The sequence below is a fragment of the Pseudomonas gebzensis genome (assembly GCF_034427815.1).
GTDB lineage: Bacteria > Pseudomonadota > Gammaproteobacteria > Pseudomonadales > Pseudomonadaceae > Aquipseudomonas.
Genome location: NZ_JAXQNS010000012.1, coordinates 84,281 through 108,347, shown reverse-complemented (window position 1 = coordinate 108,347; position 24,067 = coordinate 84,281). Strand labels below are relative to the sequence as shown.

Below are 24,067 nucleotides of genomic sequence, written 5' to 3'. Positions count from 1 at the left end.
GCGCAGGCTTGGGATCGGCCTGCGCGGCGTCATGGCAACGCAACGCTTCGCATTGCGCGCCGGCCCACGATCGACCACAACGGCCACAGCGCCAACGCCCCGGCCGCACTGGCCGCCACGGCAAAGCTGAGCAGGCTGGCGCCTGCGCCGAGCAATGCCAGCAACGCACCGCCCACACCCAGCAGCGCGATGGTGATCATGCCCAGCATGGCCGACACCAGGCCTTTGCTCTGCTCGCTGGAGAACAGCGTCAGGCGGTATAGCACGGCATTGGCGATACCCAGCCCCGCCGCATACAGCGCCAGACCCAGCACCACGCTCAACACCGAGGGCCACGCCCAGGTCGCCAGCACCAGCAGCGCCAGACCGGCCAGATACGGCACCAGTGCGATGCGCAGCAGGGTGGCCAGCGGATGACGGTCGGCGATGTGGTTGATGACCAGGTTGCCGAAGATCAGCCCGGCAAATACCGGCAGCTGCCACAGCGCATAGGCCATGGCACTCAGGCCTTCGTCGTGGATCAGCAGCACAGGCGACAAGCCGATCCAGCCAATCAGCGGCAAGCCCACCAGCCCCAGCGCTGCGCTGCCGGCCACGAAGCGTCGGTTGCGCAGCAACTGGCCATAGCCCTGCAGCAGCGGGCCCAGCTGGATCGGTGTAAACGCCAGGCGCGATCCGTCACGGCGCTCGACCCCAAGCGTCTCAGGCATCAGACGGTACAACAGCCCCCAGGTGATGACCGCGCCCAGCGCAAAGGCCACGAACAGCCAGCGCCAGTCGAGCCACTGCAACATCAGCGTGCCTACCAACGGGCCGAGCAAGGGTGACAGCAAGGCGATGTTGGCCAGCAGCGCCATCATGCGCACCGCGTCGGCCTCACTGAAGGCTTCGTTCAGCGCCGGATAACTGACCGTCACCACAAAACCCAGCCCGACCCCTTGCAGCAGGCGCAGCAGGTTGAACAGCGTGATGTCATGCGCCCAGTAGGTGCCCAGGCACGCGGCGCCAAACAGCAGGCAGCCGGTCAGCAGCAAGGGCCGGCGCCCGTAGCGGTCGGCCAGCGGGCCGATCAGCCACTGCAGCAGCACGCCGCCGAGCAGGTACAGGTTGAGCGCGTGAGGGATATAGGCCGGGCTGGCCTTCAAGTCTGCGACTACAGTGGGCATGGCGGGCATGACCGCGTCACTGGCCAGGTACGTGAGCAGCTCGAACAGCGCCAGCGTCAGCCCGAACAGCAACGCGCGGGCTGGGGTGATGTACAGCAGTGGTTTCATGGTCGATGTCGGTAGAGAGGAGCGGAGGGGCAGGCTGTATGCCACAAACGCCCCGAAGGCGCTGTGAACAACTGTAAGTGCCATCAGTGAAAACGACTGTGGGAGCACCCTTCGATGCTCCCACAGTCGGTACCGCCAAGCGCTGCGGTTACGCCGTGGTTTCCTGCACCACACGAATCACCCGCTGCGGGAACGGGATGTCGATGCCTTCGGCGCGCAGACGATCACGTGCCTGTTCGTTGAACGTGAACATCAGGCCCCAGTAGTCCGAGGTTTTCACCCACACCCGCAGCGATACGGTGATCGAGCTGTCGCCCAGCTCGGACACCACGGCAGCAGGCGTCGGATCGGGCAGCACGCGCGGATCCTTGGCCAGTTCAAGCAGCACTTCGCGGGCCTTCTGCAGGTCGGCGTCGTAATCCACACCGACGTTGAACACCACTTGCCGGGTTGGCTGGCGGTTGTAGTTGGTGATGATGCCGTTGGACAAGCTGCCGTTGGGCACGATCACCGTCTTGTTGTCACCGGTGCGCAGCACGGTGTGGAAGATCTGGATGCTGTCGACCGTGCCACTGACCCCTTGCGCCTCGATCCAGTCACCGATGCGCAACGGGCGGAACAGCAAGATCAGCACGCCGCCGGCGAAGTTCGCCAGACTGCCCTGCAACGCCAGGCCAATGGCCAGGCCGGCAGCACCAATGGCGGCGACGAACGAGGTGGTCTCGATGCCGATCATCGAGGCCACGCTGACCATCAGCAGGATCTTCAGCACGATGTTGGCGAGCGTGGCGATGAAACCCTGCAGGGCCAGATCGGCGTGACGCATACCGACCAGCTTGCCCAGGCGGGCGCTGAGGCGGTTGATCAGCCACCAACCGATGGCAAGGGTCAGCAGCGCCAGCAGCAATCGGCTGCCGTACTGCATGATCAAGGGAATCCAGGTCTGCGATTGGCGAACCAGCTGATCGACTTCAGCGTTCAAATCCATAGTTTTCTCCTGATGCCGAACGGCATGTACACGTTGGAACCGGCCGCTGGGTCGCAGCGAACGCGGAAGCGGTGGACCATGCCGGCCCCAGGGAGGTTCCTGACTGGCTGATCAGTCGCGGAAGTTGTTGAACTGCAAGGGCATCTCGAATTCCTTGGCACGCAGCAAGGCCATTGCTTCTTGCAGGTCGTCACGCTTCTTGCCGGTGACGCGCACCTGCTCGCCCTGGATGGCGGCCTGGACCTTGAGCTTGGCGTCCTTGATCTCAGCGACGATCTTTTTCGCCAGGTCCTTGTCGATGCCTTCGCGGAACAGTGCTTCCTGCTTCATTTCCTTGCCCGAGGCATAAGCGTCCTTGACCTCCAGGCACTTGACGTCGAGCTTGCGCTTGACCAGCGACAGGCGAAGGATGTCGATCATCGCTTCGAGCTGGAACTCCGCTTCGGCGGTCAGCACGATGGTCTTGTCTTTTTCCTTGAACTCGAAGCTGCCCTTGCCCTTGAGGTCATAACGGCGGTCGAGCTCTTTGATGGCGTTCTCGACAGCGTTCTGCACTTCGTGCTTGTCCAGTTCCGATACCACGTCGAACGAAGGCATGGGTTACTCTCCATAAATGCAAAGCGCGCTCCGGATGCCTTTTGCCAGCAGTGGCACGGCCATGGAGCGCGGGTGTCTTGAGGGTTAAAATGCGGGTCCATTATAACGGGTTGCGAAACGCAGATGAGCAGCACCTGGCATATTCTCGGCGCCGGTAGCCTCGGCAGCCTCTGGGCTTGCCGCCTGGCACGAGCGGGCAAGGCAGTACGGTTGATTCTTCGCGATCAACGCGCGCTCGACGCCTACCAGGCTGCGGGTCACCTGACACTGATCGAGCCTGACCAGTGCAGTCACTACGCCGTGCCCGCCCAACTCGCCGCGCACACCGCGCCCATCCATCGCCTGCTGCTGGCCTGCAAGGCCTACGACGCCGCCCCGGCCATCGCCGCTCTGGCGCCTCGGCTGGCAGCCAATGCCGAGCTGATCCTGTTGCAGAATGGCCTGGGCAGCCAGGACGAGGTCGCCGAGCAGGCGCCCGCGGCCCGCTGCATCTCTGCCTCCAGCACCGAAGGCGCTTACCTCCAAGCGCCGTTTGCCGTGCGCTTCGCTGGCCAGGGCTTCAACTGGCTGGGTGATCCGCTGAATCCGACCCCGCCTGCCTGGCTGGACGACCTCAGCGAGGCCGGTATCCCTGCGCAATGGACGGTCGACATCCTCCCCCGCCTGTGGCGAAAGCTCGCACTGAACTGCGCGATCAACCCGCTGACGGTCCTGCATGACTGCAGCAACGGTGGCCTGCTGGGCCACCTCGCCGAGGTCGAGCGGCTGTGTGAGGAACTGGCGCAGCTGCTGCAACGCTGCGGCCAACCCACGGCCGCGCAGAACCTGGCCGATGAGGTGCAGCGCGTGATCCTCGCCACCGCCGCCAACTACTCCTCGATGTACCAGGATGTGCGCGCCGCACGCCGCACCGAAATCCACTACCTGCTCGGCCATGCCTGCCGCTGCGCGGCGCGCCACCAGTTGCCCCTGCCCCACCTTGAACACCTGCACCAGCGACTGGTCGATAGCCTGCGGGCCCGAGGCCTGCCCTGCGACTGAGCCCATTCACCCGACACGGACCGCGCCCGCCCATGAACCTGCGCCATCGCCTGGACAACCTGCCGGTCGGGCAGAAACTGTTTGCCGCCCTGCTGGTGCTGCTGGTCACCATTCTGGTGGTCGCCAACCTCACCTTCATCAGCGCCGCCTACTGGATCACCCAGGAGAGCATGGCGCCGCAGGCCCTGCAGACCATTGGCCGCCTGATCGGCAACCCGGCCCTGGCCGCCCGCGCAGGCGACTCCACGCCCCAAGCCGAGCAATTGCTCGAAGCGCTGGACAGCTACTCGCCGCTGCGCGCCGCTGCGGTGTATGGCAGCGACGGACGCAGGCTTGCGCAGTTGCAACACGGCGAGCCGCTGACCCTGCCCAAACGCTATCGCAACATCGACGCCTGGCGCCTCACGGAGTTTCGCAGCACCCAGCTGATCAGCCTGCCGCGCGCCGGCAGCCCGCCCGCGCACCTGCTGCTGGTGGCCAGCAGCGAGCTGCCCAGCGCGTTCTACACCGGCACCCTCACCGCCAGCCTGGTGATCCTGGTGCTGGGCATTCTGCTGTGGCTGCTGGTGGCGCGGCAGATCAAGCGGCTGATCACCCGGCCGATCAACCAGCTTGAAGAGCTCAGCCGCCAGGTCACCCGCGAAGAGAGTTATGCCCTGCGTGCCCAGCGCGGCAACGATGACGAAATCGGCAGCCTGGCCGAGGCCTTCAATACCATGCTCTCGCGCATCGAGGCGCGCGAACAGCAGCTCAAGCGTGCGCGTGATGAATTCCAGTCGGCCTTCGACCAAGCCCAGGGCCTGGCCGAGGAAACCCGCCATACCAACCGCAAGCTGGAACTTGAAGTGCAGGTGCGCGGCAAGATCGAGAAAAAGCTCACCGGCTTTCAGAATTACCTCAACAACATCATCGACTCGATGCCTTCTGCGCTGATCGCGCTGGACGAAGAGCTGTATGTCACGCAGTGGAATCAAGAGGCCACGATGCTCTCCGGTACGCCGTTGAGTGAGGCCCTCAACCAACCGATCTTTCTCGCTTTCGAGCCGCTCAAACCCTTCCTGCCGCAGCTCAGGGACAGCGTCGAGAAACACCGCGTGGCCAAGATCGAGCGGGTGACCTGGGGCCGGAGCGACACGCCCCGCCACTACGCCCTGACCTTCTACCCACTGACCGGCGGTGGCGGGCGCGGCGTGGTGATTCGCATCGATGACATCACCCAGCGCCTGTCGCTTGAAGAGATGATGGTGCAGTCCGAGAAGATGCTCTCGGTCGGCGGCCTGGCTGCCGGCATGGCCCACGAAATCAACAACCCCCTCGGCGCCATCCTGCATAACGTGCAGAACATTCGCCGGCGCTTGTCGGCGGAGCTTGCGCGCAATCAGCAGACCGCCCAAGCCCTGGCCATCGACCTGGAGTCGGTTAACCAGTACCTGCATGAGCGCGAGGTGCCGCAGTTGCTCGATGGCATTCAGCAGGCCGGTGGGCGTGCCGCCAAGATCGTCACCCACATGCTCAGTTTCAGCCGGCTGAGCAACCGTCAACTGGTGCCGTGCGACCTTCCTGCGCTGATCGACCAGGCGGTGGACATCGCCGGCAACGACTTCGACCTGAGCGTGGGCTTCGATTTCAAAGGCCAAGCCATCGTGCGCGAATTCGACCCGCAACTGGGGCTCGTGCCGTGTACCGCGAACGAGCTGGAGCAGGTGTTGCTGAACCTGCTGAAAAACGCTGCGCAGTCGATCCACCAACGCGAAACGCCCCAGGAACCCGGGCGCATCACCGTGCGTACCCGGCTCAGCCCGCCGTGGGCGGAAATTCAACTCGAAGACAACGGCATCGGCATGGACGAGGCGGTGCGCAAGCGTATCTTCGAGCCGTTCTTCACCACCAAGGACATCGGCCAGGGCACGGGCCTGGGGCTGTCGGTCTCGTATTTCATCATCACCAACAATCACAAGGGCCAGATGGAGGTGCACTCCACGCCGGGCCAAGGCACTTGCTTCACCCTGCGCCTGCCCTTGAACCAGACGGCCACGCCGTCGCTGACCACGGAGTCATGACCATGGGCTATCGCCTGTCGAAGATCTACACGCGCACCGGAGACAAAGGCGAAACCGGACTTGGCGATGGCCGCCGCGTGCCCAAGGACCACCCTCGGGTCGAGGCCATCGGTGAGGTGGACACCCTCAATAGCCAGCTGGGGCTGCTGTTGGCAGGCCTGGCCGAGCAGGCGCTGAGCGAGGTCAGCGAGGTGCTGGCGCCGTGTCAGCACCGCCTGTTCGACCTGGGCGGCGAGCTGGCGATGCCGAGTTATCAGGCGCTCAACACCTTGGAGGTAGAGCGCCTGGAAGCCGCCATCGATCATTGGAACGAGGAGCTGGGGCCGCTGAAGAACTTCATCCTGCCCAGCGGCTCGGCGCTGATCGCCCAGGCCCATGTGTGCCGCAGCCAGGCGCGCACGGCAGAGCGGCGCTGCCAGCAGTTGAATGCGCTGGAGCCACTGGGCGCGGTGGGGTTGGCGTACCTCAATCGGTTGTCGGACTTGCTGTTCGTGGCGTCGCGGATCATCGCGCGGCGCCAGGGGATCGACGAAGTGCTGTGGGAAGCGGCCAAGCGGCCTGAATGAGCCCAGTCCCGAGGCGCGGCCTGATGACGGCCCCACCCCTCAGTGACCGCACATGGTCAGGGCAGTCGAGGCAGCAGCACTGGGCGGCGCAGCCGACCCAAGGCTGCCACCTCGATTTCCCTGCCAGTGCGCGGCGCCTGGATCAGGCCGGCTGCGCCGCCCATCGCGGCAATAGCCACCCCTACAGGGATCGCGTTGGTCTGCCGAGGTGACGCTTTAGGAAAGCGCGGTCAGGGTGGAGCGGCCGGTTCGGCGCTCCGGATTACTGCGCTGGACGGCGGAGCCGGTCCGGTGGGTCCTGCTGCGACAGAACAGCGAGCATGTGGCAGGCGAGCAAGGCAGCGCTGCCGAACCGCGCAAACCGCGGCCGGTTTCAGGCCACCGCTCAGCAAAGGCGCCTTACTCCACCTCGGGCCAGAACGCCCGAATCCCTGCCACCCCCTGCGCGCCGATCTGCCAAGCCTGTTCCCGCGCCTGCGGGCCTACGCCACCGAGCACGAACACCGGATGGTTGGAGCCTGCGATCAGGCGCTGCGCTTCATCCCAGCCAAGCGGTGTGGCGTCAGGATGTGTCTGGGTCGGCTGCACCGGCGATAGCGTCACGAAGTCAACGCCCATTTGCGCCGCCAGCGCCAACTCCTCGGCATTGTGGCAGGACGCTGCAAGCCAGCGTGAAGTGGGGAACGGTCGGCCTTTGGCAGCGTACTTGCGCAGCTGCGCTGCCGTCAGGTGCCAGCCTGCAGCGGGGAAATCGCCTAACCACTCCAATGGCCCCTTCAGCATCAACTGCGCCTTGCCAGCGCACAGTCCCACCGCATCGACGGCGATGTCACGGTATTTCGGGTCATAGCCCTCGGGCGCACGCAGCTGAATCAGCCCGATGCCATTGGCAATTGCCTGGCGGATGCCGCGCAACAACTGCCCTGACTCGAGATCACCCGGCGTAATCAGATACTGGTCTGGCAGGCGCGCAGCGGCGACAATGGCTTTGTTCGCTTCGGGAAAGTCGTACTGCGCCAGGTCGCGCGGCGACACCCAGGCCAGCGGCTGACCTTCGGCGCCGTGAGGCTCGCCGGTAAAGCGGTTGACTTCACGGACTTCCAGCAAGACCTGCTTGTCGGGGTAGTCATGGCTGACCCTGATCAAAGGGCGCGAGGCCAGCACCTCGATGCCCAGCTCTTCGCGCAACTCACGCGCCAGCGCCGCCTCGACGGCCTCGCCCGCCTCCACCTTGCCGCCAGGAAACTCCCAGAGGCCGCCTTGGTGCTGGTGCGCAGCGCGCTGTGCCAGCAGCACCTGACCGTCTGGCCGACGAATCACCGCAGCCACCACATGCACGCGGCTCACCGTGCACACTCCGCCAGCCCCGCCTGCTCCCAAGCCTGGAACGCCGGCCAGGCATAGATGGCATCGATGTAGGTGGCGATGTGGCTCGGCACCTCGACGTGGTAGGTGCGCAGACGTACAGCGACGGGCGCAAAGTAGGCATCGGCCAGGCTTATCGGACCGAACAGGAATGGCCCGTGCGCCTGGCCTGTGCGCAGACACTCGGACCACAAGGCGATGATCCGATCGATGTCGGCCTGCACCTCCACAGGCATTGGCGCCAGCGCTTCATCACGGCTTACATCGAAGGGCATCGCCCCGCGCAGCGCCGCAAAACCGCTGTGCATCTGCGCGCACACCGACCGCGCCTGGGCGCGGGCAGCGGTGTCGCGGGGCCACAAGTGCGCCTGGGGATGCTGTTCGGCGAGGTATTCGGCGATGGCCAAGGTATCGGCGATGGTGCCGTGGGCGGTCTTGAGCAGCGGCACCAGGCCGGTAGCCGACTGCTCGAGAAGACGCGCGCGGGTGTCGGCCTGCTTGAGCTTGATCAGGGTTTCGTCGTAGCCGACGCCGGCCAGATCCAGGGCCAGGGCCGCGCGCAGCGACCAGGAAGAGTAGCGCTTGTCGCCGATGATCAGGTGATAACTCATGGTGGGGCTCCGTGCAGAGGCAATGTCAGCGCCCGAAGGCATCTGCGAGCCTGCGAGGGCACCAGGCGCCGCTGGCGCAGACCTCGCGCAAGCGGCAGGCGGGCTTGGATCAGGTGCGGTATTCGGCGTTGATCTTGACGTATTCGTGGGACAGGTCGGTGGTCCAGATCGTCTCGCTGCACGAGCCACGGCCCAGCTCGATGCGGATGCCGATCTCCGCCTCGGCCATCACCGCTGACCCTTGCTCTTCGGTGTAGCTGGCGCTGCGCCCGCCCTGGCTTGCGATGCACACCTCGCCCAGATAGACGTCGATCAGGCTGACATCCAGGTCCGGCACGCCAGCACGACCCACGGCCGCGAGGATGCGACCCCAGTTCGGATCGGAGGCAAACAGTGCCGTTTTGATCAACGGCGAATGCGCGACGGCATAGCCGACGTCCAGGCATTCCTGAGGATTCCCGCCGCCGTTGACCTGCACGGTGACGAACTTGGTGGCGCCTTCACCGTCACGCACGATGGCCTGGGCCACTTCCATGCACACCTCGAACACTGCGGCCTTCAGTGCCTCGAACAGCGCGCCCGAGGCTTCGCTGATTTCCGGCACATTGGCCTTGCCGGTGGCGATCAACATGCAGCAGTCGTTGGTCGAAGTATCACCATCGATGGTGATGCGGTTGAACGACTTGTTGGCGCCGTCGAGGATCAGGTCCTTGAGCACTGCCGGGGCGACCTTGGCGTCGGTGGCGATGTAGCCGAGCATGGTCGCCATGTTCGGGCGGATCATCCCGGCGCCCTTGCTGATACCGGTGACGGTGATGGTCTGGCCGTTGAACTGGAACTGGCGGCTGGCACCCTTGGGCAGGGTATCGGTGGTCATGATGCCGGTGGCGGCATCGGCCCAGTTGTCTTCGCTGAGGTCATCCAGGGCCGCTTGCAGGGCACCTTCGATCTTCTCGACCGGCAGGGGCTCGCCGATCACGCCGGTGGAGAATGGCAGCACGGCACTGGCGTCGACGCCGGTCAGCTCGGCCAGCTTGGCGCACGTGCGCTCGGCCGCGGCCAGGCCCGGTGCGCCAGTGCCGGCGTTGGCGTTGCCGGTGTTGGTCAGCAGGTAGCGCACGGTGCCTTGCACGCGCTGGCGGCAGAGGATCACGGGCGCTGCACAGAACGCATTGAGCGTGAACACCCCCGACACGCTGGAGCCTTCGGCGCAGCGCATCACCACCACGTCCTTGCGCCCCGGGCGCTTGATGCCCGCCGAAGCGATGCCGAGTTCGAAACCGGGAACCGGGTGCAGGGTGGGCAGAGGACCGAGACCGACAGCCATGTGAACGCTCCTAGACAAAAAATGTGTGGGGTGGTGATGCGCCGTCAATGGCGCAGCGGGGTAGAAAAGACCAGGGCCGCTGAGCGGCCCCGGTGAAACAGCAGTCAGGCCAGGTGCTGGACCTGGCCTGGGAGGGGCACGCGGCCCCGGTTACTCGATCTGACCGTGGCAATGCTTGAATTTCTTGCCAGAGCCACACCAGCACGGCTCATTGCGGCCCAGCTTCTGGTCATTGCGCACCGGAGCGGCGGCGACGGCCACTTCGGTCTGCTCCTCGATCGCGTTCGGGTCGACGTCCAGGCTCGGTGCCGGAGCGTGTTCGAACTGCATGCGGCTGGCCAGCTCTTCAGCCTCACGACGCATGCGCTCTTCTTCCTCGACCGGGTCTTCGCGGCGGACCTGGACGTGCGACAGCACACGGATGGCGTCGCGTTTGATCGAATCGAGCAGCTCGCGGAACAGGGTGAACGACTCGCGCTTGTACTCCTGCTTCGGGTTCTTCTGCGCGTAACCGCGCAGGTGGATACCGTGACGCAGGTGATCCATGGTCGACAGGTGGTCTTTCCACAGGTCGTCCAGCACGCGCAGCAGAATCTGTTTCTCGAACGAGCGCAGTGCCTCTTCGCCCGCCTGGTCTTCTTTCTCGGTGTAGGCGGTGGTGATTTCGGCCAGCAGCTTCTCGCGCAGGGTCTCCTCGTAGAGGTGATCGTCTTCGTCGAGCCACTGCTGAATCGGCAGCTTCATGCCGAAGTCGCTGGACAACGACGCTTCCAGACCCGCCACGTCCCACTGCTCGGGCAGCGACTGCGGCGGGATGTGCTGGCTGATGGTGGCATCGAGCACTTCCTGGCGGAAGGCGATGATGGTTTCGCCGATGTTCTCGGCCGCCAGCAGGCTGTTGCGCATGTGATAGATCACTTTGCGCTGCTCATTGGCCACGTCATCGTATTCGAGCAGTTGCTTGCGAATGTCGAAGTTGCGGCCTTCGACCTTGCGCTGAGCCTTCTCGATGGCGTTGGTGACCATGCGGTGCTCGATGGCCTCGCCAGACTGCATGCCCAGCGCCTTCATGAAGTTCTTCACCCGATCAGAGGCGAAGATGCGCATCAGGCTGTCTTCGAGCGACAGGTAGAAACGGCTGGAGCCCGGGTCACCCTGACGGCCGGAGCGGCCACGCAGCTGGTTGTCGATACGGCGTGATTCATGGCGCTCGGAGGCGATCACATGCAGGCCGCCGGTCTCGATGACCTGCTGGTGACGCTTGTGCCAGTCGGCCTTGATCTGCGCGATCTGCTCGGCAGAAGGGTCTTGCAGCGCGGCCACTTCCGCTTCCCAGTTGCCGCCCAACAGGATGTCGGTCCCGCGACCGGCCATGTTGGTGGCGATGGTCAGCGCGCCTGGGCGGCCGGCCTGGGCGATGATCTCGGCTTCTTTTTCGTGGTACTTGGCGTTCAGTACCTTGTGCTCGATGCCTTCATCGGTCAGCAGGCGCGACATGTGCTCGGAGGTTTCGATGGTAGCGGTACCGACCAGCACCGGGCGGCCCTGAGCCATGCTCTCGCGAATGTCAGCGATGATCGCCTGATACTTTTCGTCCGAGGTCAGGTAGACCAGGTCGTTGAAGTCCTTGCGCGCCAGCGGCTTGTTCGGCGGAATCACCATCACGTTGAGCTGGTAGATCTGCGCGAATTCGAACGCTTCGGTGTCAGCGGTACCGGTCATGCCGGACAGCTTGTTGTACAGGCGGAAGTAGTTCTGGAAGGTGGTCGAAGCCAGGGTCTGGCTTTCGGCCTGGATGTTCAGGTTTTCCTTGGCTTCGATGGCCTGGTGCAGGCCCTCGGACAAACGACGACCCGGCATGGTACGGCCGGTGTGTTCGTCGATCAGCAGCACTTGCCCGTCTTGCACGATGTACTCGACGTTGCGGTGGAACAGCTTGTGCGCGCGCAGACCGGCGTAAACGTGGGTCAGCAGGCCCAGGTTGTGCGCAGAGTACAAGCTCTCGCCCTCGGCCAGCAGACCGGCCTGGGTCAGCATTTCTTCGATGAACTGGTGACCGGCTTCGTTGAGTTCGACCTGACGGGTCTTCTCATCGATGGTGTAGTGACCTTCCTGGGTGACCTGGCCTTCGACTTCTTCGATGTGCTGGGTCAGGGTCGGAATCAGGCGGTTGATTTCGATGTACAGCTTGGAGCTGTCTTCGGCCTGTCCGGAGATGATCAGCGGGGTGCGCGCTTCGTCGATCAGGATCGAGTCGACTTCGTCGATCACGGCGAAGTTGAGTTCGCGCTGGAATTTCTCTTCCTGGCTGAACGCCATGTTGTCGCGCAGGTAGTCGAAACCGAATTCGTTGTTGGTGCCGTAGGTGATGTCGGCGCCGTAGGCCAGGCGCTTGACTTCAGGTGGCTGGAACGCCGAAACGATACCCACCGACAGGCCAAGGAATTCGTACAGCGGGCGCATCCAGTTGGCGTCACGGGTCGCCAGGTAGTCGTTGACCGTGACCACATGCACGCCTTTGCCGGACAGGGCATTCAGGTACACGGCCAGGGTGCCGACCAGGGTCTTGCCTTCGCCGGTACGCATTTCCGCAATCATGCCTTCGTGCAACGTCATGCCGCCGATCAGCTGTACGTCGAAGTGACGCATGCCCATCACGCGCTTACCGGCTTCACGGGCCACGGCAAAGGCTTCAGGCAGCAGTTGATCAAGCGTCTCGCCTTTGGCCAGGCGCTCTTTGAACTCTGCGGTCTTGGCGCGCAGCTGCTCGTCGGAGAGGGCGACCATTTTCTCTTCGAAGGCATTGACGGTGGTGACCGTCTTGAGCATGCGTTTGACTTCACGCTCGTTCTTGCTTCCAAAAAGTTTCTTTAACAAAGGCGCAAACATATAGGCAGGATCTTCCACACGTGGGAATGGAGGGCGGCCCCGTGAGTCGCCCGTGCAGCCAGAGGCCGCATGCGAACGAGCATTCTACCCGGAAACGATGGTGAGGAAAGTGGTCGATGTCCACGATGCTGGCACAGCGCTTTGGCAGGGGCGTTTGTAACATAAGGTCATTATTGCCAAGTTCAAGGCGCAGCAACATGAAAGCTGGCAGCCGTGATCCAGGTCAGTTTTCAACAGCGGCTGAATCTGTTCAGCCAAGCGTCGAACATTGACCACAACGGCACTGCATCGTGCGTCTGTTAAACTGGGTACTCCGCAACTCTTGGCAGCATCCATGGCCTACAAGCCTTCACCCGCACTGCCTCCTGCCGCCTTGCTGCGCCAGGCCCGTCCATTGCGCCGCCTGCTCAGCCAGGCCGAACGTATCGCGCACCTGCAGCGTTTGCTGGAGAGCCAGTTGCAGCCGGCTGCGCGCGCGCATTGCCACATCGCGTCCTGGCGCGACGGGGTACTGCTGCTGATCGTCACCGACGGCCACTGGGCCACACGCCTGCGCTACCAGCAGAAGCGCCTGCTGCGCCAGTTGCAAGCATTGGAGGCCTTCGCCAACCTCAGCCGGATTCTGTTCAAGGTGCAGCCGCCACTGGTGGCTCCCAGGCCCCCCGGGCAAGGCCCAGTGCTGTCGACCGTCGCCGCCGACAGCATTCTCGGTTCGGCTGAAGGCATTGCTGATCCGAACCTGCGCGCAGCCCTGGAGCGCTTGGCCGCGCATGGAAAAAACAGAACATAACGTGCCAGCGCTGCCCTCTGTTACTTATGCATCCAGGTATGAGGGGCAATAAAAAGGCCACCCGAAGGTGGCCTCAATGAACTAGAGAGTGTTCGAACTTACACGGCTGCAACAGGGCGCATGTAGGAGATCGGTGCCGTACTGGCATCCTCGAAAACGACCACTTCCCAAGCGTCTGTTTCGGCAATCAGCTTACGCAACAGTTGATTGTTCAGCGAATGGCCGGACTTATAGCCCTTGAATTCGCCGATCAAGCTGTTGCCCAGCAGGTAAAGATCGCCAATGGCATCGAGGATCTTGTGTTTGACGAATTCGTCTTCATAACGAAGGCCGTCTTCATTCAACACGCCGTCCTCATCCACCACGATGGCATTCTCGACGCTGCCGCCAAGCGCGAGGTTATGTTTGCGCAGGTATTCGATGTCACGCATGAAACCGAATGTCCGTGCGCGGCTGACTTCCTTCACGAACGAAGTGCTCGAGAAGTCGACACTGGCGCTCTGGGTACGGTTACGCAGTACCGGGTGGTCGAAATCAATCTCGAAGCTCACCTTGAAACCTTCGAAAGGCAGGAAGGTGGCGCGCTTGTCGCCCTCTTCCACCGTCACCTCACGCAGGATGCGGATGAACTTCTTGGGTGCGTCCTGTTCTTCGAGACCGGCGGACTGAATCAGGAATACAAAGGGACCTGCGCTGCCATCCATGATCGGCACTTCCGAGGCGGAGAGCTCGACGTAGGCGTTATCGATGCCCAAACCCGCCATGGCGGACAGCAGGTGCTCGACCGTATCGACCTTGACCTCACCGTTGACCAGCGTGGTGGACATGGTGGTCTCGCCAACGTTGGCCGCACGCGCAGCGATCTCGACCACAGGGTCAAGATCGGCACGACGGAAGACGATGCCGGAATCGATCGGTGCAGGCTTGAGGGTCAGGTAGACCTTCTCCCCGGAGTGCAGACCGATGCCGGTGGCGCGGATGGTGTTCTTCAGGGTGCGTTGTCTAATCATGGCATTGGTCGCTTCAGCGCTAATTGCGAACTGGTATCAACAAAGGCTGGAAATAATACCAGAGCCAACCTTTGATGAATACCAATCACCCCTATACCCCTGATAAATTCCATTAATCGGCCTGACGACGTAGGAAAGCAGGAATGTCCAGGTAGTCCAAGTCATCCTGAGGGTTCAGCTTGGCGGCAGCGGCGGCCCCGGCGTGCGCTTGGTTGCGCATGACGGTTGGACGCTCCAGATCGCGGTAGTTGATCTCCGCTTTCTCGGCTGTACGGCTGGCCGGCGCGGGATTGGACGACTCGTACACGGCCTGCGCAGTCTGCAGGGTGTTGTCGACGACCTTGACCGGCTTCTCGATGCGCGCACCCAGGCCAGTGGCCACAACGGTGACGTGCAGCTCGTCGCGCATGTCCGGATCGATCACGGTGCCGACCTTGACCATCGCGTGGTCGGACGCAAACGCCTCGATGATGCTACCCACATCCGAGTATTCACCCAGCGACAGGTCAGGACCTGCGGTGATGTTCACCAGGATGCCGCGGGCGCCCTGCAGGTTGACGTCTTCGAGCAGCGGATTGCGAATCGCCGCCTCGGTGGCTTCACGCGCACGGTTCGGACCGCTGGCGCAGCCGGTACCCATCATCGCCATGCCCATCTCGCCCATGACGGTACGCACGTCGGCGAAGTCGACGTTGATCATGCCCGGACGCTTGATGATGTCGGAGATGCCGCGAACGGCACCGGCCAATACGTCGTCAGCCTTGGCGAAGGCCGACAGCAGGCTGGCGTCCTTACCGAGGATGGTCAGCAGTTTTTCGTTCGGGATGGTGATGAGCGAGTCGACGCTCTCAGCCAGCATGCGAATGCCTTCATCGGCGATCTGCATGCGCTTGCGACCCTCGAACGGGAACGGACGGGTCACCACCGCAACGGTGAGGATGCCCATTTCCTTGGCCACTTCAGCAATGATCGGCGCTGCACCGGTACCGGTACCGCCACCCATGCCGGTGGTGATGAACACCATGTTGGTGCCCTGCAGCACCTCGGCGATACGCTCTCGGTCTTCCAGCGCGGCCTGACGACCGACTTCCGGATTGGCACCGGCACCCAGGCCCTTGGTGACACCTGTACCCAATTGCAGGATGGTACGCGCGCCAATGCTTTTGAGCGCTTGGGCATCGGTGTTGGCGCAGATGAACTCAACGCCTTCGATGCTGCTTTTGACCATGTGGTTGACGGCGTTGCCACCACCACCACCGACGCCGATCACTTTGATGACCGGACTTTGCGGGACGTTGTCTACGAGCTCGAACATTTTCCCTCTCCTTACAGTTCTCTAGTTGTTGCGCCTACCACTACTGCTTTGAAACTTAGAAGTTGCCCTGCACCCAGCGCTTCAAGCGTTCGAGCACTGGGGCTTTAGGTTCATCGCCATAGCTGTTGTTGTTGCTGTTACCGGACAGCGGCATGTCATCGGTCTGCTTGTGCAGGCCGTAGGTGAGCAGGCCAACGCCGGTGGAGTAGATCGGGTTGCGAATGACATCGCTCAGGCCCCGAACGCTGTGCGGTACGCCCAGGCGTACCGGCATGTGGAAGATTTCTTCGGCCAGTTCGACGGCACCTTCCATTTTCGCCGTGCCGCCGGTCAGGACGATGCCTGCCGGGATCAGGTCTTCGTAGCCACTGCGACGCAGCTCGGCCTGGATCAGCGTGAACAGCTCGTCGTAACGCGGCTCGACCACTTCGGCCAGGGCCTGGCGAGACAGCTCGCGCGGTGGACGGTCGCCCACGCTCGGCACTTTGATGGTTTCACCCGCACCGGCCAGTTTGGCCAGGGCACAGGCGTAGCGAATCTTGATTTCTTCGGCGTACTGGGTCGGGGTACGCAGGGCCATGGCGATGTCGTTGGTGACCTGGTCGCCGGCAATCGGGATCACGGCGGTGTGGCGGATGGCACCCTCGGTGAAGATCGCGATGTCGGTCGTACCGCCGCCGATGTCGACAATGCACACACCCAGCTCTTTTTCGTCGTCAGTCAGCACGGCATAGGCCGAGGCCAACTGCTCCAGGATGATGTCGTCGATTTCCAGACCGCAGCGGCGCACGCATTTTTCGATGTTCTGCGCGGCATTGACGGCACAGGTGACCACATGGACCTTGGCTTCCAGGCGCACGCCCGACATGCCCAACGGCTCGCGAACGCCCTCTTGGTTGTCGATCACGTAATCCTGCGGCAGCGTGTGCAACACGCGCTGGTCGGCCGGGATCGCCACCGCCTGGGCTGCGTCGAGTACCCGCTCCAGATCCGCGACGCTGACTTCACGGTCGCGAATGGCAACGATGCCGTGGGAGTTGAGGCTGCGGATATGATTGCCGGCCACCCCGACGAATGCCGAGTGAATCCGGCAGCCGGCCATCAGCTGCGCTTCTTCCACGGCACGCTGGATCGACTGCACCGTCGATTCGATGTTGACCACCACGCCCTTCTTCAGGCCGCGTGACGGGTGGGTGCCGATGCCCACGATCTCCAGGGTGCCGTCAGCAGCGACTTCACCCACCAGCGCCACCACCTTGGAGGTGCCAATGTCCAACCCAACGATCATCTTGCCGCTCTGCGCGTTTGCCATGGTCCTGCCTCTCTCTAATTCTTCGCGACGGCGGGTTGGGCCGTCGTCGGTGCAATCGGTTCCCGCCAGCCAACGGCCAGGCCGTTGGCGTAGCGCAGATCAATGCGGGCGATGTTGTTGATCTGCTCTTTGAGTGTCTTGTCGTATATGGCAATGAAACGGCGCATCTTCTCGAGCAGATGGTCACGCCCCAGCAGCAGCTCGATGCCCGGACCCGAGCCAACGGCTCCGGTGGTCAGGAACCAGCTGCCCCGCTCGCGCAGTTCAAGCCGCGCGATGGAGAAACCGAGAGGGCGCAGCATCTGGCTCAGGACCTGGTACTGCTGCATCACTTGTTGCTGTGCCCGTTGCGGCCCGGCCAACTGCGGCAGATGCTCGTAGTTGGACAGCTCACGCGGGGTGAACGCCTGCCCCTGGTTGTTGAGCAGTGCCGCATCGCCCCAACGGGCAACCGGCAATTGCTCTTCCAGGCGCACCACCACCTCGTCGGGCCAGACCCGACGGACTTCGGCATGGGCGATCCAAGGCATGGTCTCGAGCTCGATACGCATGGCGGTGAGGTCGACACTGAAGAAACTGGCGGCCACGAATGGCGCGATCCGCTGCTGCACCGCCTGCTGGCTGATGTAGCTGAGGTCGCCCTGCACGGCGATCTTGCTGATGGGGCGGTCGGCATAGGGCATCAGGCGGATCGCGCCCTCATAAGCCCCATAGCCAGCCACAACCAGCAACACAGGCCACAGCAAGCGCTTGAGGCCAGAAAAACTGGCCTTGGGCAGTCGCGCCGACATCGGCTCGGTGGCCTCCAGCCGGCTGGCACCGCGCGGCACCGGCTTGCTGCGGCCGGTGGCGGGTTGCTGATGACGTACCATCGCGCCTTGCATGGCTCGTTAACCTCGCGTCTCGACGCTTGCGGCCAGGATTGCCAGCACCAACTGCTGGAAATCCAGGCCAGCCGCGCGGGCCGCCATGGGTACCAGGCTATGATCGGTCATGCCTGGTGCGGTATTGACTTCAAGCAGCCAGAACCGGCCCTGCTCGTCCTGCATCACGTCCAGCCGGCCCCAGCCTTCGATGCCAATGGCATCGCAGGCGCGCGCAGTCAGGTCGATCAGTTCTTGCTCGCGGGCGGCTTCAAGGCCACACGGGATACGGTACTGGGTGTCATTGGCGACGTATTTGGCGTCGTAGTCGTAGAAGACATGGGGCGTGCCGAGGGCGATCGGCGGCAGCACCTGGCCGCGCAAAACCGCGACAGTGAACTCGGGACCATGAATCCATTGTTCGACAAGGACCTGGGAATCGTAACGAGCGGCGTCTTGCCAGGCAGCGACCAGTTCTTGCGCGCTGTTCACCTTGGCCATGCCGATACTTGAACCTTCATGGGCGGGTTTGACGATCAGCGGGAAGCCCAGTTCCGTGGCGGCGCGAATACAGTCGTTTTCGCTGGCCAGAACCGCATGCAGCGGGGTCGGAATCCCCAGGCTCTGCCAGACCTGCTTGGTGCGCAGCTTGTCCATCGCCAGCGCCGACGCCAGGATACCGCTACCCGTGTAGGGAATACCCAGGCACTCCAGCAGACCTTGCATGCTGCCGTCTTCACCGCCACGACCGTGCAGAATGATGAAGGCGCGGTCGATCTTCTCGTTGAGCAGACGTTGCAGCAGATCGTCGCCGACGTCGATGCCAACCACGTCCACACCCGCCTCACGCAGCGCGCCCAGCACGGCATTGCCCGACTTCAGCGAAACCTCACGCTCGGCGCTCTTGCCGCCGTACAGCACAGCGACACGGCCAAAGGCCTTGGGGTCGACGCTGGCGTGCAGCTTGTCGTAGGCGCTGCTCATTTCAACGTCTCCTGCAGGGGCTTGGCACCCGCAAACAGCGGGCTTTTCATCAGCTGTGGCGCCAGGCCGCCGACGTCGCCGGCACCCTGGCAGATAAGGATGTCACCGGCACGCAGCAGCGGTTTGACCAGCGGCGCCAGCTCGGCGCCACGCTCGATGTAGATCGGGTCGAGCTTGCCGCGCTGACGGATGCTGTGGCACAGCTGGCGGCTGTCGGCGCCCGGAATCGGCTCTTCGCCGGCAGGGTAGACTTCCATCAGCAGCAGCACGTTGGCATCGCCCAGCACTTGCACGAAATCGTCGTACAAGTCGCGGGTACGGCTGTAACGGTGCGGCTGGTAGACGATCACCAGGCGACGGCTCGGCCAGCCGCCACGCACCGCCTTGATTACCGCCGCCACCTCGGTCGGGTGATGGCCGTAGTCGTCGACCAGCATCACGCTGCCACCGTCGACCGGCAGTTCGCCATAGACCTGGAAGCGTCGGCCCACACCCTGGAAGCCCGACAAGCCCTGAATGATGGCCTCGTCGCTGATGCCTTCATCGGTGGCGATGGCGATGGTGGCCAGCGCATTGAGCACGTTGTGATTGCCCGGCATGTTCACCGACACCTCGAGCGGCGCGAGGTCGCGGCGCAGCACGGTGAAGTGGGTTTGCATGCCCTGCTGGCGCACGTTGATGGCGCGAATGTCCGCCTCTTCGCTGAAGCCGTAGGTGACGGTTGGGCGCTTGACCTGCGGCAGGATTTCGCGCACCACGGGATCGTCCAGGCACATCACGGCCAGGCCGTAGAACGGCAGGTTGTGCAGAAACTCGACGAAGGTCTTCTTCAGCTTGTTGAAGTCGCCTTCGTAGGTGGCCATGTGGTCGGCGTCGATGTTGGTGACGACCGCGACCATCGGTTGCAGGTGCAGGAAGCTGGCGTCGCTCTCGTCGGCCTCAGCGATCAGGTAACGGCTGGTGCCAAGCTGCGCATTGGTGCCGGCCGCGGTCAGACGGCCGCCGATGACGAACGTCGGGTCGAGGCCGCCGGCGGCGAATACCGAGGCCAGCAAGCTGGTGGTGGTGGTCTTGCCATGGGTGCCGGCCACGGCGATGCCATGGCGGTAGCGCATCAGCTCGGCGAGCATTTCAGCCCGCGGCACCACCGGAATGCGCCGCTCCAGAGCCGTCGCCACTTCCGGGTTGGCCGGATTGATGGCGCTGGAAACCACCAGCACATCGGCGGCCACGGCGTTCTCGGCGCGATGGCCGACGAAGATTTCCGCACCGAAGGACTGCAGCCGCTCGGTCACTGGCGAAGACTTGAGATCGGAGCCCGATACCTGGTAACCCAGGTTCAGCAGCACCTCGGCGATCCCGCACATACCCACGCCGCCGATACCGACGAAGTGGATGCGCCGGATGCGGCCCATTTTCGGATGAGGCATGGCGCTCTGGCTATCGACCATGGGCCACCTCCAGACAGATATCGACCACGGTGCTGGTTGCTGCAGGTTTGGCCAGGCGACGGGCAGTGTCGGCCATGGCGTGGAGTTTCTCGGGTTGCATCAGCACCTCATTCAGGCGTTCAGCGAGCTGCGCTGCGCCAGTTGTCGCTTGTGGCAGCAGGAAGGCCGCGCCGTCCTGCGCCAAGTAGTGGGCATTGTGGGTCTGGTGGTCGTCGATCGCGTGGGGCAAGGGCACCAGCAGCGATGGCAGGCCAGCTGCGGCCAGCTCGCTGACGGTCAGCGCACCCGCCCGGCAGACCACCAGGTCAGCCCAGCCATAGGCTTGGGCCATGTCTTTGATGAAGGGCTCGACCTGAGCCGTGACGCCCACCTCGTGATAACGCTGGCCGGTGACTTCCGCGTGCTGCTTGCCGGCCTGGTGGAACACCTCCGGACGCAGGCCGGCGGGCACTTCAGACAGGGCCTTAGGCAGCAATGTGTTCAATGGTTCCGCGCCCAGGCTACCGCCGAGCACCAACAGCCGTGCACGGCGTGCGCTCAGTGGTTCACGCGGGGTTTGCAGAAACAGTTCGGGGCGCACCGGATTGCCGGTGGTGCGGCGTTTTTCGCTGGCTGCGAACGTGTCCGGGAAGGCTTCGCAGACCCGCGCTGCCATCGGCACCAGCAAGCGGTTGGCAGTGCCGGCCCGCGCGTTCTGTTCATGGATCACCAGTGGCACACCGCACAGGCGCGCGGCGACACCGCCCGGACCTGTCACGTAGCCGCCAAAACCCAGCACACAGACCGGCTGCAGCTCACGGATGATGCGCCGCGCTTGCAGCACGGCCTTGACCAACGTCAGCGGTGCCTTGAGCAGCGACAGCTTGCCTTTGCCGCGCAGCCCGCTGACCTGAATCAGGTGCAGCGCGATGCCCGCCTGGGGCACCAGCTCGTTCTCGATGCCACGCGGTGTGCCCAACCAGTGCACGGTGTAGCCACGGGCCTGGAACTCACGAGCGCAGGCCAGCGCAGGGAACACGTGGCCGCCGGTACCACCAGCCATGATCAGGATGTGCTTGCCGTCAGCGGCCATGGGCAGGCTCCTCGGCAAAATCGTTCTCGTTGAATTCATGTTCTTCGCTGCCCAGATGGGTTCGGCTCTCCCACTCGATGCGCAGCAGCAAGCCCACGCAGGCGCAGCAGATCACCAGCGAACTGCCCCCGTAACTGAGGAAAGGCAGGGTCAGGCCCTTGGTGGGCAGCAGACCGACGTTTACGCCGATGTTGATCAGGAACTGACCGATCCACAGGAACGCCAGACCAAAGGCCATGTAGGCCGCAAAGAACTGCTTGGCCTTCTCGGCCCACAGGCCGATGTACAGCGCACGCACCGTGACGAACACGAACAGCGCGACGGTGCACAGCGTACCGACCACGCCCAGTTCCTCGGCCAGCACCGAGAACACGAAGTCAGTGTGTGCCTCGGGCAGGTAGAACTGCTTCTGCACGCTGTTGCCCAGGCCCACGCCCAGCCATTCACCGCGGCCGAAGGCAATCAGCGCCTGGGTCAGCTGGTAGCCGGACCCGAACTGGTCCGACCAGGGGTCGGTGAAGGTGATGAGCCGTGCCATCCGGTACGGCTGCGCCTGCACCAGCACGAACACCGCGACCACTGCCAGCACCACCATCAGGCTGAAGCGGAACAGCCCCACCCCGCCCAGGAACAGCATGGCCGCCGCCGCGCCCATCATCACTACCGTGGCGCCGAAGTCGGGCTCCATCAGCAGCAGGCCGGCCATCGGCAACAGCACGATGAATGGCTTGAAGAAGCCCATCCAGCTCTCGCGCACCTCTTGCTGACGACGCACCAGGTAACCGGCGAGGTAGATCACCACGAACACCTTGGCAATCTCGGACGGCTGAACGTTGAAGAAGCTGAAACCGATCCAGCGCATCGAACCGTTCACCTCGCGGCCAATGCCCGGCACCAGAACCAGCACCAGCAAAGCGAAGGCGCCGACCAGCATGGTGAAACCCATGCGCTGCCAGGTGGCGATCGGCACCAGCATGGTCATGCCGCAGGCCACGAGGCCAAGGGCCACGTAAATGAGGTGGCGGAACATGTGGTAGAGCGGATTGCCGGACTGCACGGCAGCCACCTCCGACGAGGCGGAGGTGATCATGACCAGGCCCAGGCCGAGCAAGGCCATGCAGCCTGCCAGGAAAGCGAAGTCCAGATCGATGCCGCGCCCGCTGATCAGCGGCGACGGATAAGGCTTGATGATGCCGAAGATCATGCCAGCCTCCCAGCAGCGTGGGCGAACAGGCGCCCGCGCTCTTCAAAATTCTTGAACATATCGAGGCTCGCGCAGGCGGGTGAGAGCAGCACTGCATCGCCAGGCTCGGCACGCACCGCGCACTGCTCGACCGCCTCATCGAGGCTGGCGACGTGAATCAGCGGGACGTCATTGCCCAGCGCCTGCCTCAGGCGCTCGGCATCACGGCCCAGTAGCACCACCGCACGGCAGTAGCGTGCAACCGGCCCGCGCAGCGCCGAGAAATCCGCGCCTTTGCCATCGCCGCCCGCAATCAGCACCAGCTTGCCGTCGACATCAGCCCCAAGGCCTTCGATCGCGGCCAGTGCAGCCCCCACATTGGTGGCCTTGGAATCGTCGTACCACTGCACACCGTTGCGTTCGCGCACCCATTGGCAGCGATGAGCCAGACCGGTGAATTCGCGCAGCGCCTCGAGCATTGGTGCGAACGGCAAGCCCACCGCATGGCCCAGGGCCAGCGCAGCCAGGGCATTGCTCTGGTTATGAGCGCCACGGACTTTCAACGCGCGTACCGGCATCAGGCACTCGAATTCGTAAGCGAGGTATTTCTCACCGTCACGCTCACGCAGGCCGAAGGCTTTGAAATCGGGAGTACTCAGGCCGAAGCTCCATGAGGTCTGCCCCGCCACCGGCAGTGGCCGGCTCAGCGCGTCGTTGCGGTTGATCACCACCTGCTCGGCGCCGCGGAAGATCCGGTGCTTGGCCAGGTGATACGCCGGCAGCCCGCTGTAGCGATCCATGTGGTCTTCGCTGATGTTCAATACCGTTGCGACCCGGGCGTTGAGCTGGTCGGTGGTTTCCAGCTGGAAACTCGACAGCTCAAGCACATACAGCTCGACCGTATCGTCCAACAGGTCCAGCGCGGGGGTGCCCAGGTTGCCACCGACGGCCACGCGCTTACCGGCCTTGGCCGCCATTTCGCCCACCAGCGTGGTCACGGTGCTCTTCGCGTTGGAACCGGTGATGGCAATCAGGGGCGCCTTGGCGTAGCGGGCGAACAGCTCGATGTCACCCGACAAGCGCACACCGCGCGCGGCGGCTTGTTGCAGCGCAGGCGTGGCCAGGGCCAGGCCCGGGCTGACATACAGCTCATCGGCGCGGCACAGGAACTCGACGTCCAGCTCGCCACAGCGCACTTCCACCTGCGGGTAATCGCGGCGCAGCGTCTCCAGCTCTGGCGGCTGCGCACGGGTGTCAGCGACCGCAAAAGCGATGCCCCGGTTCGCCAGGAAGCGAACCAGGGACATGCCGCTCTTGCCGAGGCCGACAACGATGCGGAAGTGGTCAGAAGCGATCAATGACACGCGCG

Annotated in this window: 20 protein-coding genes; 4 read left to right on the top strand and 16 right to left on the bottom strand. The window is 63.7% G+C overall.

What is annotated here, in order from left to right; genetic code table 11:
• Positions 1-29: 29 nt before the first annotated feature.
• The 3 genes from SJI00_RS20325 to SJI00_RS20315 form a co-directional block, all read right to left on the bottom strand.
• Complete coding sequence (locus tag SJI00_RS20325) at positions 30-1,274, bottom strand: MFS transporter (RefSeq protein ID WP_322463464.1); 1,245 nt, start codon at positions 1,272-1,274, stop codon at positions 30-32.
• Between the two features lie 148 nt (positions 1,275-1,422).
• The gene (locus SJI00_RS20320; protein ID WP_322463463.1) at positions 1,423-2,262 is read right to left on the bottom strand and encodes a mechanosensitive ion channel family protein; all 840 of its coding nucleotides are present in this window, start codon (positions 2,260-2,262) and stop codon (positions 1,423-1,425) included.
• A gap of 111 nt (positions 2,263-2,373) precedes the next feature.
• Positions 2,374-2,859, bottom strand: coding sequence for a YajQ family cyclic di-GMP-binding protein (locus SJI00_RS20315; protein ID WP_322463462.1), 486 nt, complete (start codon positions 2,857-2,859; stop codon positions 2,374-2,376).
• A gap of 123 nt (positions 2,860-2,982) precedes the next feature.
• Here SJI00_RS20315 and SJI00_RS20310 point away from each other — a divergent pair, with 123 nt between their 5' ends.
• The 3 genes from SJI00_RS20310 to SJI00_RS20300 are packed head-to-tail and all read left to right on the top strand — an operon-like array spanning position 2,983 to position 6,526.
• Positions 2,983-3,900 (top strand): putative 2-dehydropantoate 2-reductase, encoded by a 918-nt coding sequence (locus tag SJI00_RS20310; RefSeq protein ID WP_322463461.1) that lies wholly within the window; start codon positions 2,983-2,985, stop codon positions 3,898-3,900.
• Between the two features lie 32 nt (positions 3,901-3,932).
• Positions 3,933-5,960, top strand: coding sequence for an ATP-binding protein (locus tag SJI00_RS20305; RefSeq protein ID WP_322463460.1), 2,028 nt, complete (start codon positions 3,933-3,935; stop codon positions 5,958-5,960).
• Positions 5,961-5,962: 2 nt separating this feature from the next.
• The gene (locus tag SJI00_RS20300) at positions 5,963-6,526 is read left to right on the top strand and encodes a cob(I)yrinic acid a,c-diamide adenosyltransferase (protein WP_322463459.1); all 564 of its coding nucleotides are present in this window, start codon (positions 5,963-5,965) and stop codon (positions 6,524-6,526) included.
• A gap of 399 nt (positions 6,527-6,925) precedes the next feature.
• Here the strand turns inward: SJI00_RS20300 and SJI00_RS20295 are convergent, their stop codons facing one another.
• From SJI00_RS20295 to secA, 4 genes are all read right to left on the bottom strand, one after another.
• Entirely contained in the window at positions 6,926-7,873 is a 948-nt protein-coding gene (locus SJI00_RS20295) for a Nudix family hydrolase (RefSeq protein ID WP_322463458.1), read from the bottom strand.
• The gene (locus SJI00_RS20290; RefSeq protein ID WP_322463457.1) at positions 7,870-8,502 is read right to left on the bottom strand and encodes a glutathione S-transferase; all 633 of its coding nucleotides are present in this window, start codon (positions 8,500-8,502) and stop codon (positions 7,870-7,872) included. Before SJI00_RS20290 ends, SJI00_RS20295 begins: the two co-directional genes overlap by 4 nt.
• 109 nt (positions 8,503-8,611) lie before the next feature.
• Positions 8,612-9,829 (bottom strand): bifunctional glutamate N-acetyltransferase/amino-acid acetyltransferase ArgJ, encoded by a 1,218-nt coding sequence (argJ, locus tag SJI00_RS20285; RefSeq protein WP_322463456.1) that lies wholly within the window; start codon positions 9,827-9,829, stop codon positions 8,612-8,614.
• A 150-nt stretch (positions 9,830-9,979) separates the two neighbouring features.
• Positions 9,980-12,718: a preprotein translocase subunit SecA gene (secA, locus tag SJI00_RS20280; protein ID WP_322463455.1), complete on the bottom strand. Its 2,739-nt coding sequence runs from the start codon at positions 12,716-12,718 to the stop codon at positions 9,980-9,982.
• Between the two features lie 334 nt (positions 12,719-13,052).
• On the opposite strand from secA, the gene SJI00_RS20275 reads away from it, so the two are divergent.
• Complete coding sequence (locus tag SJI00_RS20275; RefSeq protein WP_322463454.1) at positions 13,053-13,508, top strand: DUF721 domain-containing protein; 456 nt, start codon at positions 13,053-13,055, stop codon at positions 13,506-13,508.
• A 98-nt stretch (positions 13,509-13,606) separates the two neighbouring features.
• Here the strand turns inward: SJI00_RS20275 and lpxC are convergent, their stop codons facing one another.
• The 9 genes from lpxC to murD form a co-directional block, all read right to left on the bottom strand.
• Entirely contained in the window at positions 13,607-14,518 is a 912-nt protein-coding gene (gene lpxC / locus SJI00_RS20270; protein WP_322463453.1) for a UDP-3-O-acyl-N-acetylglucosamine deacetylase, read from the bottom strand.
• A gap of 112 nt (positions 14,519-14,630) precedes the next feature.
• Positions 14,631-15,833, bottom strand: a complete 1,203-nt coding sequence (gene ftsZ / locus SJI00_RS20265; protein WP_322463452.1) for a cell division protein FtsZ — start codon at positions 15,831-15,833, stop codon at positions 14,631-14,633.
• A gap of 55 nt (positions 15,834-15,888) precedes the next feature.
• Positions 15,889-17,145 carry a cell division protein FtsA gene (gene ftsA, locus SJI00_RS20260; RefSeq protein ID WP_322463451.1) on the bottom strand — a complete coding sequence of 419 codons (1,257 nt, stop codon included), beginning with the start codon at positions 17,143-17,145 and terminating at the stop codon, positions 15,889-15,891.
• A gap of 14 nt (positions 17,146-17,159) precedes the next feature.
• Complete coding sequence (locus tag SJI00_RS20255) at positions 17,160-18,029, bottom strand: cell division protein FtsQ/DivIB (protein ID WP_322463450.1); 870 nt, start codon at positions 18,027-18,029, stop codon at positions 17,160-17,162.
• A gap of 6 nt (positions 18,030-18,035) precedes the next feature.
• Positions 18,036-18,992 (bottom strand): D-alanine--D-alanine ligase, encoded by a 957-nt coding sequence (locus SJI00_RS20250; RefSeq protein ID WP_322463449.1) that lies wholly within the window; start codon positions 18,990-18,992, stop codon positions 18,036-18,038.
• Positions 18,989-20,443 (bottom strand): UDP-N-acetylmuramate--L-alanine ligase, encoded by a 1,455-nt coding sequence (gene murC, locus SJI00_RS20245; RefSeq protein WP_322463448.1) that lies wholly within the window; start codon positions 20,441-20,443, stop codon positions 18,989-18,991. Before murC ends, SJI00_RS20250 begins: the two co-directional genes overlap by 4 nt.
• A complete protein-coding gene (gene murG, locus SJI00_RS20240) occupies positions 20,433-21,515 on the bottom strand; it encodes an undecaprenyldiphospho-muramoylpentapeptide beta-N-acetylglucosaminyltransferase (RefSeq protein ID WP_322463447.1) in 1,083 nt (360 codons plus the stop codon). The genes murC and murG overlap by 11 nt, the downstream gene beginning before the upstream one ends.
• Entirely contained in the window at positions 21,505-22,719 is a 1,215-nt protein-coding gene (gene ftsW, locus SJI00_RS20235) for a putative lipid II flippase FtsW (protein WP_409567166.1), read from the bottom strand. The genes murG and ftsW overlap by 11 nt, the downstream gene beginning before the upstream one ends.
• Positions 22,716-24,062 (bottom strand): UDP-N-acetylmuramoyl-L-alanine--D-glutamate ligase, encoded by a 1,347-nt coding sequence (gene murD, locus SJI00_RS20230; protein WP_322463446.1) that lies wholly within the window; start codon positions 24,060-24,062, stop codon positions 22,716-22,718. The genes ftsW and murD overlap by 4 nt, the downstream gene beginning before the upstream one ends.
• Positions 24,063-24,067 lie beyond the last annotated feature (5 nt).

Excerpts from the sequence above, each read along its gene's own strand:
- SJI00_RS20325 (WP_322463464.1), bottom strand. The coding sequence starts at position 1,274 with ATGAAACCACTGCTGTACATCACCCCAGCCCGCGCGTTGCTGTTCGGG.
- SJI00_RS20320 (WP_322463463.1), bottom strand. The coding sequence starts at position 2,262 with ATGGATTTGAACGCTGAAGTCGATCAGCTGGTTCGCCAATCGCAGACC.
- SJI00_RS20315 (WP_322463462.1), bottom strand. The coding sequence starts at position 2,859 with ATGCCTTCGTTCGACGTGGTATCGGAACTGGACAAGCACGAAGTGCAG.
- SJI00_RS20310 (WP_322463461.1), top strand. The coding sequence starts at position 2,983 with ATGAGCAGCACCTGGCATATTCTCGGCGCCGGTAGCCTCGGCAGCCTC.
- SJI00_RS20305 (WP_322463460.1), top strand. The coding sequence starts at position 3,933 with ATGAACCTGCGCCATCGCCTGGACAACCTGCCGGTCGGGCAGAAACTG.
- SJI00_RS20300 (WP_322463459.1), top strand. The coding sequence starts at position 5,963 with ATGGGCTATCGCCTGTCGAAGATCTACACGCGCACCGGAGACAAAGGC.
- SJI00_RS20290 (WP_322463457.1), bottom strand. The coding sequence starts at position 8,502 with ATGAGTTATCACCTGATCATCGGCGACAAGCGCTACTCTTCCTGGTCG.
- argJ (WP_322463456.1), bottom strand. The coding sequence starts at position 9,829 with ATGGCTGTCGGTCTCGGTCCTCTGCCCACCCTGCACCCGGTTCCCGGT.
- secA (WP_322463455.1), bottom strand. The coding sequence starts at position 12,718 with ATGTTTGCGCCTTTGTTAAAGAAACTTTTTGGAAGCAAGAACGAGCGT.
- SJI00_RS20275 (WP_322463454.1), top strand. The coding sequence starts at position 13,053 with ATGGCCTACAAGCCTTCACCCGCACTGCCTCCTGCCGCCTTGCTGCGC.
- lpxC (WP_322463453.1), bottom strand. The coding sequence starts at position 14,518 with ATGATTAGACAACGCACCCTGAAGAACACCATCCGCGCCACCGGCATC.
- ftsZ (WP_322463452.1), bottom strand. The coding sequence starts at position 15,833 with ATGTTCGAGCTCGTAGACAACGTCCCGCAAAGTCCGGTCATCAAAGTG.
- ftsA (WP_322463451.1), bottom strand. The coding sequence starts at position 17,145 with ATGGCAAACGCGCAGAGCGGCAAGATGATCGTTGGGTTGGACATTGGC.
- SJI00_RS20255 (WP_322463450.1), bottom strand. The coding sequence starts at position 18,029 with ATGCAAGGCGCGATGGTACGTCATCAGCAACCCGCCACCGGCCGCAGC.
- SJI00_RS20250 (WP_322463449.1), bottom strand. The coding sequence starts at position 18,992 with ATGAGCAGCGCCTACGACAAGCTGCACGCCAGCGTCGACCCCAAGGCC.
- murC (WP_322463448.1), bottom strand. The coding sequence starts at position 20,443 with ATGGTCGATAGCCAGAGCGCCATGCCTCATCCGAAAATGGGCCGCATC.
- murG (WP_322463447.1), bottom strand. The coding sequence starts at position 21,515 with ATGGCCGCTGACGGCAAGCACATCCTGATCATGGCTGGTGGTACCGGC.
- ftsW (WP_409567166.1), bottom strand. The coding sequence starts at position 22,719 with ATGATCTTCGGCATCATCAAGCCTTATCCGTCGCCGCTGATCAGCGGG.